This is a genomic window from Stenotrophomonas terrae (assembly GCF_039674165.1).
GTDB classification, from domain to species: Bacteria; Pseudomonadota; Gammaproteobacteria; order Xanthomonadales; family Xanthomonadaceae; genus Stenotrophomonas; species Stenotrophomonas terrae_A.
This window is the reverse complement of the sequence record NZ_JBDJMY010000049.1, coordinates 19133-32825: the sequence shown is the minus strand read 5'-3', so window position 1 is coordinate 32825 and position 13693 is coordinate 19133. Positions and strand designations below refer to the sequence as shown.

Sequence of the window (13693 nt, the reverse complement as noted above, 5' to 3'; positions counted from 1 at the left end):
TAGCCCCGGCTTTGGCTTTTAGCCTTGGCGTTGGCTTGAAGCCCCACTCCCGCTTGCGGGAGAGGGGTTGGGGTGAGGGCAAGCTTTTGCTTGAAAAGCCAAAGCCCCCTCATCCGCCCTTCGGGCACCTTCTCCCGCAGGCGGGAGAAGGGAGGTGCTTCGTTTCCTCGGTATCGGTTCAAGGCCAGAGCAAAGCCAAGGCCAAAAGCCAAGCTCGAAGCCGCAGCCCAAGCCAAAGCCAAAGCCAAAGCCAAAGCCAAGCTCGAAGCCGCAGCCCAAGCCCAAGCAAGGCTCAAAGCCCAAAGCCCAAAGCGAAAAGCGAAAAGCGAAAAACGAAAAGCGAAAAACGAAAAACGAAAAGCGAAAAGCGAAAAGCGAAAAGCGAAAAGCGAAAAGCCAAAAGCCAAAAGCCAAAAGCCAAAAGCTAAAAGCTAAAAGCTAAAAGCTAAAGCCCAGCCAAGGCTCGAAGCCCGAGGCTGATGCCCCGCGCCCAGGCTTAACGCTGTAGCGTTGACGCCCAAACTGGCTTCATGGAGAGTCAGTGGCGCGCGTCTCAGGCGCTATCCAAGCCTTCATCTTGCGCGCACCGGGCAGCAGTGTTCAGGGGCGGCTTGGTGCAAGGCGTCGCCGCCCAGAGCTTCGTCCTGCGTGCAGTCGGGTCGCGACGTTCAATTGTCATGTTGTAAGCGGAGGAGGGGGTTCGTACACCCGAATTCCGCCCAACAAAAAACCCGACACAAGGCCGGGTTTTTCATGCCGGGAGTCTTGCGACTCCAGGTTGTTGCGCGGATCAGGCAGCCTTGATGGCTTTGATGCGTGCAGTCAAACGGCTCTTGTGACGCGCAGCCTTGTTCTTGTGAATCAGGCCACGGGCGCTGAAACGGTCGAGGATAGGCTGGGCGACGGCAAAGGCTGCCTCGGCGCCAGCGGCGTCGTTGGCATCCAGAGCCTTGATCACCTTCTTGACGGCGGTGCGCAGCATCGAACGCTGAGCCGTGTTGCGCGCGTTGCGCACAACGGTCTGCTTGGCGCGCTTCTTGGCGGACTTGATATTGGCCACAGTGGTGGTTTCCTGAAAATCGATGTGGTGGGAACAGCAAGCATGCAAGTATGATGGCTGGCTGAAAGAACGTCAAGTCAAGTTGTCAAGAGGGAGTTGCATGAGCGGCCGTTTGCTCAAATCCACTGCTGTATTCAGTTCCATGACGTTCCTGTCGCGCATCAGCGGACTGGTCCGCGACCAAGTTTACGCGCATGTGTTTGGTGCCAGTGCGGCCATGGACGCCTTCGTCGTCGCGTTCAGGATTCCCAACTTCATGCGCCGCCTTTCCGCTGAGGGCTCGTTCTCGATGGCGTTCGTGCCGGTATTGGCCGAATACAAGGCCAACGGCGACCAAGCGGCGGTCAAGACGCTGGTAGACCGGGTTGCCGGGGTGCTGACGGCCTCCCTGCTGGTGATGACGGCTGCGGCCATCCTGCTGGCGCCCTGGCTGATGCGGGTATTCGCTCCAGGCTTCGCGCCGGGCAGCGAGCAGGCCGAACTAGCCACCTTGATGCTGCAGATCACCTTTCCTTACGCGCTGTTCATCTCGCTGGCGTCGCTGGTGGGCGGGGTGCTCAACAGTTACCAGAAGTTCGCCGTACCCGCGCTTTCACCGATCCTGCTGAATATTTCGATGATCGCAGCGGCACTTTGTCTGGTGCCGCACATGAAGGCCTGGGGCTATGAGCCGGTGCTGGCCCTGGCCTGGGGTGTGTTCGTGGCGGGCATCCTGCAACTCGCGTTCCAGTTGCCTTCGCTGGCGAAACTGGGGCTGTTGCCACGGCCCAGGTTCGATCTTGCCCATGCCGGCGTGCGCAAGATCATGAAGCTGATGGTGCCGACCCTGTTCGGATCGTCGGTGGCCCAGGTCAACCTGTTGTTCAATACGCTGGCGGCCTCGATGTTGATGGGCGGCAGCGTTACCTGGCTGTATTACAGCGATCGTTTGCTGGAGTTCCCGCTGGGCATGTTCGGCGTGGCCATCGGCACGGTCATCCTGCCGCATCTGTCCAGTCGCCATGCCAGCTCCGATCCTGAAGGGTATTCCAAGGGGCTGGACTGGGGTTTCCGGCTGTGCCTGCTGATTGGTGTGCCGGCCTGTATAGGGCTGGTGCTGTGCGCGCAGCCGCTGCTGGCAACCCTGTTCCAGTACGGTCGGTTCTCCGAGCAGGACATGCGTATGAGCAGTCTGAGCCTGATGGCGCAGTCGCTGGCGGTGCCTGCGTTCCTGCTGGTCAAGGTGCTGGCGCCGGCCTTCTATTCGCGGCAGGACACCCGCACGCCAGTGAAGGCGGCGGTGGCTTCGATCATCATCAACATCGTCTGCACGGTGCTGCTGTTCGTCGCGATGTTCTCCTTCAGTCCCATGGGCCAGGCAGCGCTTGTCGCGGCCGATGGGCAGTGGCTGGAGGCGCTGAAGAAGGTGGAAGGGGCGCATGCGCTGCTGGCTCTGGCCATTGCGGTGGCCGGTTGGGCCAATGCCCTGCAGCTGTGGTGGTATCTGCGCAGGGCGCGGGTGTATCAGCTTCAGCCCGGCTGGGGACGGTTCCTGCTGCAGTTGGCGGTGGCCAGCGTGCTGATGCTGGTGGCCGTGGTGGCGCTGCGGCTGTTCTGGTCCGATTGGACCGCCTGGGCCTGGTGGGAGCGTGGCTGGCGCTTGGCGGTGCTGGTCGGCACTGGCGGTGCGGTCTATGCCGCTGGCCTGCTGCTGATGGGCTATCGGCCGCGTGAACTGCGCGGCCAGTAAGCCGACAGCGTGGCCGGCCCCGTTATACTTCAGGGCTACACACGACAGAACCGGCCCCTATGGGCCGGATCCGGATGGAATGAGCAGGCTTTTTAGAGACGTCGAAGGCGGGGTGTTGTTCCCGCAGGGAAGCGTGGTCTGCATTGGTGCCTTCGATGGCCTGCACCTGGGCCATCGGGCGCTGGTGCGCCACGCGGTTGCCCGTGCCCGCGCCTTGGGTGTGCCGGCCGTTGCCTTGGGCTTTGAGCCGCTGCCGCGCGAGTTCTTCGCCAAGGACAGCCCGCCGCCACGGCTGATGCTGGCCCGTGACAAGGTCGCCACGCTGCGTGAGTTGGGGGTCGACAGCGTCGGCCTGCTGCGCTTTGACGCCAAGATGGCGGCGACCACCGCCGAGGATTTCGTGCGCGACATGCTGGTGCGCCGGCTCGGTGGGCGCGAAGTCTGGATTGGCCCCAAGTTCCATTTCGGCAACCGCCGTGGCGGCGATATCGCCTTGCTGCAGGCGATGGGCGCCGAGCTGGGTTTTGTCGCCGGTGAGATCGAGCCGGTTCACCTGAACGGCGAGCGCATTTCCAGCACCCGTATCCGCGAGCTGATCGTGGCCGGCGAGTTCGCCCATGCCGGCGAGTTGCTGGGCCGCCCGTATTCGATTGGCGGCCGGGTAGTGCGCGGGCGGCAGCTCGGCCGCACCTTGGGCTTCCCTACCGCCAACTTGCGTTTCCCGAAAACACCCGCACTTTCTGGTATCTACGCTACCTGGGTACACGGTGTTTTCGAGCAGCCGTGGCCGTCGGTGTCGAGCTTCGGCACGCGGCCCACGGTTGAAGGCGTGGAGCCGTTGCTGGAGGCACACCTGTTCGACTTCAACGGCGACCTGTACGGCCGTCACATCGAAGTGGAATTCGTTGCCAAGCTGCGGGATGAAGAGAAGTTCAACGATCTGCCGGCGCTGACCGAGCAGATGCACCGCGACGCAGAGCAAGCGCGTCGCATCCTTTCCGAACACAGATTGCGAGCTACCGCGTGAGCCAGGATTACAAAGCCACCCTCCATCTGCCCGCAACGGAATTCCCGATGCGCGGCGACCTGCCCAAGCGTGAGCCGGGCATCCTGGCACGTTGGGAAGAGCAGGGCATTTACGCGCAGCTTCGTGAGAACGCGAAGGGCCGCCCGCTGTTCGTGCTGCACGACGGCCCGCCGTACGCCAATGGCCAGATCCACCTGGGTCACGCGGTCAACAAGATCCTCAAGGACATCATCGTAAAGTCGCGCTACATCGACGGCTTCGATGCGCCCTACGTGCCGGGCTGGGATTGCCATGGCCTGCCGATCGAAATCGCGGTCGAGAAGAAGTGGGGCAAGGTCGGCGTCAAGCTTGATGCCGAGCAGTTCCGGCAGAAGTGCCGTGAGTACGCCGAAGAGCAGATCAACCTGCAGCGCGCTGATTTCAAGCGCCTGGGTGTGATCGGCGATTGGGAAAACCCGTACAAGACGCTGAGCTTCGACTTCGAGGCCAATGAAATCCGCGCGCTGGCCAAGATCGTCGCCAACGGGCATCTGGTGCGTGGCGCCAAGCCGGTGCATTGGTGCTTCGATTGCGGCTCGGCCTTGGCCGAGGCTGAAATCGAATACCAGGACAAGACCTCGCCGGCCATCGACGTGGCCTATGCCGCGCGTGATTCCAAGGCGCTGGCGGCCAGCTTCGGTGTCGAGCTGCCGGCCGGTGTGGAAGTGGCAGTGCCGATCTGGACCACCACGCCGTGGACGCTGCCCGCTTCGCTGGCTGTGTCGCTGGGTGCGGATATCGAATACGCGCTGGTCGAAGGCCCGGCCCACAACGGCCAGCCGCGCTGGCTGGTGCTGGCGTCTGCCTTGGCTGAGCGCTCGCTGGGCCGCTACGGCGTAGCCGAGGTGGTCGTGCACGGCCATGCCAAGGGTTCGGCGCTGGAAAACCAGCTGCTGGCACACCCGTTCTATGCCAACCGCGACCTGCCGCTGCTCAATGGCGAGCACGTTTCCGATACCGACGGTACCGGTGCGGTGCACACCGCGCCCGGCCACGGCCAGGAAGATTTCGCGGTCAGCCAGCAGTACGGGGTGATGGAAAACTACAACGCCGGCCAGATCAACCCGATCGATGGCCGTGGCGTATACCTGCCGTCGACGCCGCCGGCGGGTACGGTCGAGCTGGCCGGTCAGCACCTGTGGAAAGCACAGCCGCTGATCGTCGAGGTGCTGCGCGAAAGCGGCGCGCTGCTGGCGTTCTTCGAGATCCAGCACAGCTACCCGCATTGCTGGCGTCACCGCACGCCGGTGGTGTTCCGTGCAACGCCGCAGTGGTTCATCTCGATGGACAAGGCCAACCTGCGCAACGACGCGATGGCTGCCATCGACAACGTGGCGTGGTTCCCGAGCTGGGGCAAGGCACGCATCAGCAGCATGGTCGACGGCCGCCCGGACTGGTGCATCAGCCGCCAGCGCACCTGGGGCGTGCCGATCGCGCTGTTCACCCACCGCGAAACCGGCGAGCCGCATCCGCGTACCGTCGAGTTGATGCAGCAGGTGGCTGACCGCGTGGAGAAGGGTGGCATCGACGTCTGGTATTCGCTGGACGCCACCGAACTGCTCGGCGATGAAGCCGCACAATACGAAAAGGTCACCGACATCCTCGATGTCTGGTTCGATTCCGGCGTCACCCACGAAGCGGTGCTGCTGGCACGTGGCTTCGGCAAGCCGGCCGACCTGTACCTGGAAGGTTCCGACCAGCACCGTGGCTGGTTCCAGTCCTCGCTGCTGACCGGCGTGGCCATCGACAAGCATGCGCCGTACAAGCAGTGCCTCACCCATGGTTTCACCGTGGACGAGCACGGCCGCAAGATGTCCAAGTCGCTGGGCAACGGCATCGAGCCGCAGGAAATCATGCGCACCCTGGGCGCGGACATCCTGCGCCTGTGGATCGCCTCGGCCGACTACAGCAACGAGATGTCGCTGTCGCAGGAAATCCTCAAGCGCAATGCCGACGCCTACCGCCGTCTGCGCAACACCGCGCGTTTCCTGCTCGGCAACCTGGATGGCTTTGATCCGGTGCAGCATCTGGTCGCATTGCCCGATATGGTCGCCCTGGACCGCTGGATCGTGCATCGCGCGTTCGAGCTGCAGGAGAAGATCAAGGCGGCCTATGCCAACTACAACATGGCCGAGATCGTGCAGCTGCTGCTGAACTTCTGCAGCGTCGACCTGGGCTCGTTGTACCTGGACGTGACCAAGGACCGCCTGTACACGATGCAGGAAGATTCGCGCGGCCGTCGTTCGGCGCAGAGCGCGATGTTCCATATCGCCGAAGCGTTCGTGCGCTGGGTGGCACCGATCCTGACCTTCACCGCCGAAGAACTGTGGGGTTACCTGCCGGGCAAGCGTGCCGAGAACGTGCTGTTCACCACCTGGTACGACGGCTTGGCGCCGTTGCCGGCCGACGCACAGCTCAACGCCGCTGATTTCGATCAGCTGCTGGCACTGCGCGAGCAGGTCTCCAAGGTGCTCGAGCCGATGCGTGCCAATGGCGCCATTGGTGCCGCGCTGGAAGCGGAGATCACCGTCGCCGCCAATGAAGAGCAGGCCGCGCGCTGGCAGCCGCTGGCCGAGGAACTGCGCTTCCTGTTCATCAGTGGCGATGTCAGCGTGCGCCCGGCAACCACCGACGAGGTGTTTGTCAGCGCGCAGCCGACCGACAAGGCCAAGTGTGTGCGTTGCTGGCATTACCGCGCCGATGTCGGTTCGGTGGAAGCGCATCCGGAGCTGTGCGGCCGCTGCGTCAGCAATATCGACGGTGCCGGCGAAGACCGCCGCTGGTTCTAAGGGCCAGCAGTGAGTGATGAGGAGTGAGGAGCGGGATACGGCAACGGTCTCCTCCGCGCTTCTTCGGTTGGTGAACTTTTATGGGTGTTTGCATGCAGTCAAAAACGGTTAAACCCAATGCGTTGATCTACCTGCTGGTATCCGTGGCCGTGATTGGCCTGGACCAGTGGAGCAAGGCCTGGGTGCTGTCCAGCCTGCCTGAATTCACCCCGGTGCCGGTGATTGACGGCTTCTGGAACTGGTACCGTACCTACAACACCGGCGCGGCATTCAGCTTCCTCAGCGATGCCGGTGGCTGGCAGCTGTGGTTCTTCACCTTCCTGGCCGTTGCGATCAGTGGGCTGATGGCGTTCTGGCTGTCGCGCACGCCGCGTGCCAATTGGCGCAGTGCGCTGCCGTACGCGCTGGTGATCGGCGGTGCCATCGGCAACGTCATTGACCGCCAGATTCACGGTCACGTCATTGATTTCATTCAATGGTATGTAGGCAAGCACTACTGGCCGTCGTTCAACATCGCCGATGCGGCGATCGTGGGCGGCGCCATCGGTATCGCCTTGATGGGCTTGCTTGACGGCAAGGCCGAAAAAAAAGCCGGATGATGCCGGCGCCCGTTCCCGCATTTGCGACCGTCAGCGGTCGGAGTCGTTGAAGATGGATGTACTGCTCGCCAATCCCCGTGGTTTCTGTGCCGGTGTCGACCGTGCCATCGAGATCGTCAAACGCGCCATCGAAACCCTGGGCGCGCCGATCTATGTGCGGCATGAGGTGGTGCACAACCGCTTTGTGGTCGATGACCTGAAGGCACGCGGCGCGATCTTCGTCGAAGAACTCGACGAGGTGCCTGACGGCAATACCGTCATCTTCAGTGCGCACGGTGTGTCGCAGGCGGTGCGCATCGAAGCTGATCGCCGTGGTTTGAAGGTGTTCGATGCCACCTGCCCGCTGGTGACCAAGGTGCATCTGGAAGTGGCGCGCCACTGCCGTGCTGGCCGCGATGTGGTGCTGATCGGCCACGAAGGTCACCCGGAAGTGGAAGGCACCATGGGCCAGTGGAACCGGGAGAAGGGCAAGGGCCATATCTATCTGGTGGAGAGCGTGGAAGACGTGGCGGCGCTGCAGGTATCGCAGCCGGAAAACTTCGCCTACACCACCCAGACCACCTTGTCGGTGGATGACACGCGCGCGGTGATTGAAGCGCTGCGCCTGCACTTCCCCAAAATCCAGGGGCCGAAGAACGACGACATCTGCTACGCCACGCAGAACCGCCAGGATGCGGTGCGCGACCTGGCCACGCAGTGCGATCTGGTCCTGGTGGTGGGTTCGCCGAACAGCTCCAATTCCAACCGGCTCAGCGAGCTTGCACGCCGTGAGGGCGTGGAGTCGTATCTGATTGATGGCGCGCACGAGATCGACCCGCAGTGGGTGGTCGGCAAGAAGCACATCGGCCTCACCGCAGGTGCCTCGGCACCGCAGGTGCTGGTGGATGGGGTGATTGCACGGCTGCGTGAACTGGGCGCCGGTGAGGTGCACGAAACCGGCGGCGAGCCGGAGTCGATGGTGTTCGCGCTGCCCAAGGAACTGCGCCTGCGCCTTGTCGACTGAGCATCAGTGCGCAATGGCAAACCCCCGAAGCCGGCCCACAAGGCCGGCTTTATTGATGCATGCTTGAGCTACCTTGGCTCAGCTGGGGCCCCAGCTGGGCAACGATGAAATCAATGAAGACGCGCACCCGGGGTATCTGCGCGGACAAGGGTGGCCACACCAGAAAGACGCCGCGTGTGGCCGGTGCATGCGCTTTCAATATCTCCAGCAGGCGGCCATCGGCAAGCTCGTTGCGGACCATATAGTCCGGTACCTGCACGATACCCAGTCCTGCCAACGCGGCACTGGCGAGCGCTTCGGCATCGTTCAAGGCTTTGTTGAGGTAGGCGGGTTTGGGAATCAGCTTGTCCTGGTAGCGCCACGGCTCCAGTCGTTCGTTGTCCGGATGGCGGTAATACAGGCAGTGGTGGTCAGCCAGTTCGTCAGGTGATTTCGGTATGCCGTGCTCGGCGAAGTAAGCCGGCGCGGCGCAGGTAATCAAAGCATACGAGCCCAGCAGCCTGGCCTGCAGGCTGGAGTCCTCCAGTTCGCCTGCCCATAGGCCCAGATCAAACGCTTCTTCAATCAGATCAAGGTGCGCGGCGTCCAGGTTGACGTTGACGATTACCTCGGGATATCGCGCATGGAAGTCGCGCATCAGCGGCAGCAACATCTTGCGGCCGAGCACCGGCGCGGCGCTGATTCTCAGCCGCCCGCGCGGGCTGTGCTGGCGCATGCTCAGCTCGCGCTCCGCTTCCTGCAGATCCTTCAGCACCTTGTCAGCGTAGCGATACAGCACTTCGCCTTCACTGGTGAGGGCCAAAGAGCGTGTGGTGCGATTGAGCAGGCGTGTACTCAAGCGCAGCTCCAGGCGTTCGACCGCCTTGCCTACAGCCGATGCGGACAGGCCCAGTTGCCTGCCCGCGGCAGAGAAGCTGCCGGCCTGTACGGCTGTGGCAAAGGCGACCAAGCCGTTCAATGATTCGAGTGAAGAGAGAACTGACGACATTTTTTCCTGACTGTCATGAAGCCTGCGTGGATTCCAACATTGCAGACAGAGGCCGACGATGACTGTCACGGCTCCGTTGTGCTGATGTGATTGATGACGAGGGCAAGACGTTTGGAGGTTCTGATACAGGAGCGGCTCGGCATGGCTACCCAGCAAAAATACGCGGGTACAGGCACACAAGTGCATGGTGACAGTGCGCCTGCATGGCGGGGTGTGGAAACGCCGACGTACGACGTGGTGATCGTAGGCGGTGGCTCTGCCGGCGCAGTGATGGCAAGCCGGCTCAGCGAGGAGCCGTTCCGACGTGTGCTGCTGATAGAGGCGGGGCAGAGCTACCCGCCGGAGGCTTATCCGGATGCGGTACGCCTGCAGCACATCATCGGCGGTGACGCGGCGCATGACTGGGGCTATACCTCCGAGCCCACCCGTTACGGCACGAGTATTCCGCTGCCGCGTGGCAAGGTGCTGGGCGGCTGTTCGGCGGTCAACGCCGGTGTCGCGATGCGCGCACCGGCGGGCGATTTCGAACGCTGGACCGCAGCAGGCCTGGAGCATTGGACGGCGCAGGATGTATTGCCGTTTTTCCAGCGCAGCGAACGCACCGTGCACGGTGACGGTGCTTTCCACGGTCGTAGCGGACCTTGGCCAATTCACTACCTGCAGGACGATGAAGTTTCCGACATGCAGCGCGCCTTCGTCGCTTCAGCAACGCAGGCCGGCTTCGCAAGCGTCACCGATTTCAACAGCGACCAGCCGTTCGGTGTTGGCCCTTACCCGATGAACAACCGCATGGGGCAGCGCCTGAATACCGGCATGACCTATCTGTCCCTGGATGTGCGCCAGCGGCCCAATCTGACCATCCGCAGCCAGGCACTGGTGGACCGCGTAGCGTGCGAGAACGGCGCTGCGGTGGCGGTGGTGCTGGCCGATGGGCAACGCATCAGCGGGAACAGCATCGTGTTGTGCGCCGGCGCCTATGGCACCGCTGCCATCCTGCTGCGCTCGGGCATTGGCCCGGCGGCGGACGTGCAGGCGCTGGGAATGGAGGTGGTGGCCAACCTGCCGGTCGGCACACGCCTGCAGGAGCATCCATTCTTCTACACCACCTGGGCCGCACGCCCGAACCGGCTCGGCCTGCCGGTGCCGCCGGTGGGCGCCATGCTGTGGACGCAATCGTCGAAGGCCCCGGTGGATGTGGGCGACCTGCACGTGTCGGCAGTGCATTACGGTGACCCGGAGACCTCCCCCACCGGCGCCATCTTCATGCTTGCCCTGGCGCTGACACGGCCGCGTTCGCTGGGAACGGTGACGCTGCGCTCGCGAGACCCTGCGGCAGCGCCGGTGATCGCGCTCAACCTGCTGAGCGAAGCGCAGGACAGGCAATTGATGGTGGAGGGCATCGAGCTGATCCGCCGCATTGCGCGGACAGGCCCTTTGGCCGCCCTGATTGCCGAAGAGATGGTGCCGGGCGCCTTCTGCACCAGCCGCGACGCACTGGAAGCGGCGCTGCCGATGGCGTTGGATATCTACCACCACCCAAGCTCGACGGCACCGATGGGTGGCGCCAACGATGTGCATGCGGTCACCGATTACCAGGGACGGGTACGCGGCATTGATCGCCTGCGTGTGGCCGATGCATCGCTGTTCCCGGATGTGCCCTGCGTGGCGACCAATCCGACCGTGATCATGTTGGCCGAGCGCATCAGCCAGTGGATGCGGGATGCGGACAGGTGAGGAAGCATGAGCTGCTGCATGCCCGTCTGAGGCGAACGGCGATGGTATGGCTGTCGGTGTATCCAACGGTGCTGCTGGTGCTGAAGCTGTTGAGCACCTATGGCCCCGGTTTCAGCCAGTGGCCGCTGCCGCTGCGCGCATTGGGATCAACCATGATCGTGGTGCCGATCGTGGTCAACATCACTGCCCCGCTGTTTGAAGCAGTGGTGGCCAAGTTAATGCGCCTCTGGTTGCATTGCCGCCGCTCGCGCGCACGCCGCCAATGACCCACACCCTGGAGGTTCCATGAGCGCGGCAACTCACTCCCCCGGCCAATTGCGCCGCGCAGCCAATTGGATCAACGGCATTCCGCGCTTTGACGGTGTGCCCAAGGAGTCGATAGACCCGGCAACCTACCAGGTGATCGGCAGCTATCCGGACAACGGCCGTGCGGCGGCGATGGCGGCCGTGTCCGCCGCCTCGCAGGCCTTCCAGCGAACCTTGTGGGCGCATGATCACGAACTGCGCGCGCGGGTACTTGAGGAAATGGCGCAGGCATTTGAACGCAACCGCGATCGGTTGCTGGAGATCCTGTCGTTGGAGAACGGCAAGGTAGCGGCCGAGGCCGCGTTTGAACTGGACATGGTGCCCAGCAAACTCCGCTATTCGGCGGCGACGGCGCTGCTGGAAACGGGCCGTGCATTGCGGCCCAAGCCCGGGCGGTTGTCGATGATATTGCGCCAGCCCATGGGCGTGGCGGCAGTGATTGCGCCTTGGAATTCACCGGTGGTGCTTACCATCCGATCGTTGGCGCCGGCTTTGGCGGCCGGCTGCACCACGGTGATCAAACTGCCTGCGCAGGTAGCGCAGACCGCCAGCATGATGGCCAGAATCATGGGCGAAGCGCCGTCCTTGCCGCGCGGGGTGATCAATCTGTTTTTTGAAAGCGGACCAGAAGGTTCCAGCTATCTGGTGGATTCGCCGGATGTGCCGGTGGTTAGTTTTACCGGTTCCACACGCACCGGGCGCGCGATCAGCAGCACTGGGGCCAGGCATCTGAAACGCTTCGGCATGGAGCTGGGTGGCAAGACGCCGATGATCCTGTTTGAAGACGCGGACCTGCAGCAGGCGCTGCCCATGCTCGAAAAGGCGCTGACGATATTCAGCGGACAGTTCTGCATGACCGGTTCGCGCCTTCTGGTGCACGACGCCATCTACGATGCGGTGCGCGATGGCATGGCGGCACGGCTGCGCGCGGTCAGGGTGGGCCCGGCGGCCGACCCCGGCAGTGACATGGGGCCGTTGATTGATCGTGCCAATGTCGCGCGGGTGGACGCGGTGGTGGAAAACGCCATCGGCGCCGGCGCGGCGGTGGTGGAGCGCGGCGGGCCGATCACCAGCGGGCCGCTGCGCAAGGGCGCGTTCTTCCGCCCGGCCTTGCTGGAAGTATTCGACAACGCACTGGACATCATCCAGCAGGAAACCTTCGGCCCGGTGCTCACCCTGCAACGCTTCAGCGATGAAGCGCAGGCGGTGCGGTTGGCCAACGACAACGAATACGGACTGGCCGCCAGCGTGTGGACGCGCGATGTCGACCGCGCATTGCGCGTTGCAGAAGCGCTTGATGCCGGCTCGGTCTGGATCAACGACTGGGCGCGAGTGTTCGATGGCACGGAGGAGGGCGGCTTCAAGCAGTCCGGATTGGGGCGGCTCAATGGATTGGCAGCCCTGGAAGATTTTCTCGAATACAAACACATCGCGCTGCACCCCGGCCTGGGCGAGCGTTGATCAGTACTGCACGTCCGCGAGCTGCTGTTTGCTGCCACGGCGTTATGGCGGGAGGACACGGCGATGGCGACAGACATGTCCCAGGCCCTGCTCGGCGCTTTGCAAAGCGGTGCAAAGATTGCTGGCGGTGGCAGGGTGAACCATGCGCGCGGGCTGCTGGTGGAAGGGCACTTCCGTGCCACCGCCACCGCGCCGCAGTTCTGCATGGCGGCGGTATTTGGCGGCGAGGACGTGCGCGTGCTGGCGCGTTTCTCCAGTTCCGGTGGCCACCCGCACATCGATCAGCGCAGCCCCGCAGCGGAACCACGCGGCCTGGCCCTGCGGATCGGCAACAAGGCAGCGATGGTGCTGGTGGGGCATTCGCTGGAAGGTTTTCCGGCGAGCGACCCGGAAGGATTTCTCGCGTTCTTGAATGCGGCGAATCAACGCGAACGCTCACCTACGCTGTGGGCGGCGCATCTGGCCGGCAATCCAGCTGCGGCCCGCTTCGAGACCTTGCGGGCGGCCGCGGCCAGCAGCAGTTTCAGCGCGTTGGATTACCACATGCTGCACACCTACCGGCTGATCGCACCGGACGGCCGCGCGCGCATAGGTCGGCTCAGTGTCCACCCGACCCGGCCATACGTGGCCCGCGCAGCGCCGGAGGGCTCGGATTACCTGGACCGCCGCATGCGCGGCGAACTGGCCAAGGGCGGCGTGGTGTTCGTACTGCTGTTCACCCCGGTTCCCGAAGGCGAGGACCCCGCCGACATAACCCGCGCCTGGGACCCGGACGCACCTGCCTTCGCGCTCGGCCACATATGGCTGGAGCGGCTGCACCCGCACCAGGCAAGCCAGCGCAAACTGGCCTTCGACCCGGCGCTGCTACCGGCGGGGATAGGGTTTGCGGGCGACCCGATGCTGCATGCAAGGCTACGGGCGTATCGGTTGGCGGCTGCGCGGCGGTTGGGGTTGTAGG

The 13693-nt window shown here is 63.6% G+C and carries 12 protein-coding genes; 10 read left to right on the top strand and 2 right to left on the bottom strand.

Going from position 1 to position 13693, the window contains the following annotated elements; all coding sequences use genetic code 11:
- Positions 1–90: 90 nt before the first annotated feature.
- A complete protein-coding gene (locus ABE493_RS16665; RefSeq protein ID WP_346499996.1) occupies positions 91–435 on the top strand; it encodes a hypothetical protein in 345 nt (114 codons plus the stop codon).
- A gap of 355 nt (positions 436–790) precedes the next feature.
- Here the strand turns inward: ABE493_RS16665 and rpsT are convergent, their stop codons facing one another.
- Entirely contained in the window at positions 791–1060 is a 270-nt protein-coding gene (gene rpsT, locus ABE493_RS16660; protein ID WP_057629708.1) for a 30S ribosomal protein S20, read from the bottom strand.
- 100 nt (positions 1061–1160) lie between these two features.
- On the opposite strand from rpsT, the gene murJ reads away from it, so the two are divergent.
- From murJ to ispH, 5 genes are all read left to right on the top strand, one after another.
- Positions 1161–2789, top strand: coding sequence for a murein biosynthesis integral membrane protein MurJ (gene murJ / locus ABE493_RS16655; RefSeq protein WP_346499995.1), 1629 nt, complete (start codon positions 1161–1163; stop codon positions 2787–2789).
- A gap of 79 nt (positions 2790–2868) precedes the next feature.
- Positions 2869–3816 (top strand): bifunctional riboflavin kinase/FAD synthetase, encoded by a 948-nt coding sequence (locus ABE493_RS16650; protein ID WP_346499994.1) that lies wholly within the window; start codon positions 2869–2871, stop codon positions 3814–3816.
- Positions 3813–6644: an isoleucine--tRNA ligase gene (ileS, locus tag ABE493_RS16645; RefSeq protein ID WP_346499993.1), complete on the top strand. Its 2832-nt coding sequence runs from the start codon at positions 3813–3815 to the stop codon at positions 6642–6644. Before ABE493_RS16650 ends, ileS begins: the two co-directional genes overlap by 4 nt.
- A 92-nt stretch (positions 6645–6736) precedes the next feature.
- On the top strand, positions 6737–7243 hold the full coding sequence (gene lspA / locus ABE493_RS16640; RefSeq protein WP_346499992.1) for a signal peptidase II: 507 nt from the start codon (positions 6737–6739) through the stop codon (positions 7241–7243).
- 52 nt (positions 7244–7295) lie between these two features.
- Positions 7296–8246, top strand: a complete 951-nt coding sequence (gene ispH, locus ABE493_RS16635; protein ID WP_346499991.1) for a 4-hydroxy-3-methylbut-2-enyl diphosphate reductase — start codon at positions 7296–7298, stop codon at positions 8244–8246.
- 49 nt (positions 8247–8295) lie between these two features.
- Here the strand turns inward: ispH and ABE493_RS16630 are convergent, their stop codons facing one another.
- Positions 8296–9234: a LysR family transcriptional regulator gene (locus tag ABE493_RS16630; RefSeq protein WP_346499990.1), complete on the bottom strand. Its 939-nt coding sequence runs from the start codon at positions 9232–9234 to the stop codon at positions 8296–8298.
- 141 nt (positions 9235–9375) lie between these two features.
- On the opposite strand from ABE493_RS16630, the gene ABE493_RS16625 reads away from it, so the two are divergent.
- The 4 genes from ABE493_RS16625 to ABE493_RS16610 all read left to right on the top strand — a co-directional run bounded on the left by ABE493_RS16625 (position 9376) and on the right by ABE493_RS16610 (position 13692).
- Entirely contained in the window at positions 9376–10968 is a 1593-nt protein-coding gene (locus tag ABE493_RS16625) for a GMC family oxidoreductase (protein WP_346499989.1), read from the top strand.
- Between the two features lie 68 nt (positions 10969–11036).
- Positions 11037–11234 carry a hypothetical protein gene (locus ABE493_RS16620; RefSeq protein ID WP_346499988.1) on the top strand — a complete coding sequence of 66 codons (198 nt, stop codon included), beginning with the start codon at positions 11037–11039 and terminating at the stop codon, positions 11232–11234.
- Between the two features lie 19 nt (positions 11235–11253).
- The gene (locus ABE493_RS16615) at positions 11254–12735 is read left to right on the top strand and encodes an aldehyde dehydrogenase family protein (RefSeq protein WP_346499987.1); all 1482 of its coding nucleotides are present in this window, start codon (positions 11254–11256) and stop codon (positions 12733–12735) included.
- Positions 12736–12810: 75 nt separating this feature from the next.
- The gene (locus tag ABE493_RS16610) at positions 12811–13692 is read left to right on the top strand and encodes a catalase (RefSeq protein WP_346499986.1); all 882 of its coding nucleotides are present in this window, start codon (positions 12811–12813) and stop codon (positions 13690–13692) included.
- Position 13693 lies beyond the last annotated feature (1 nt).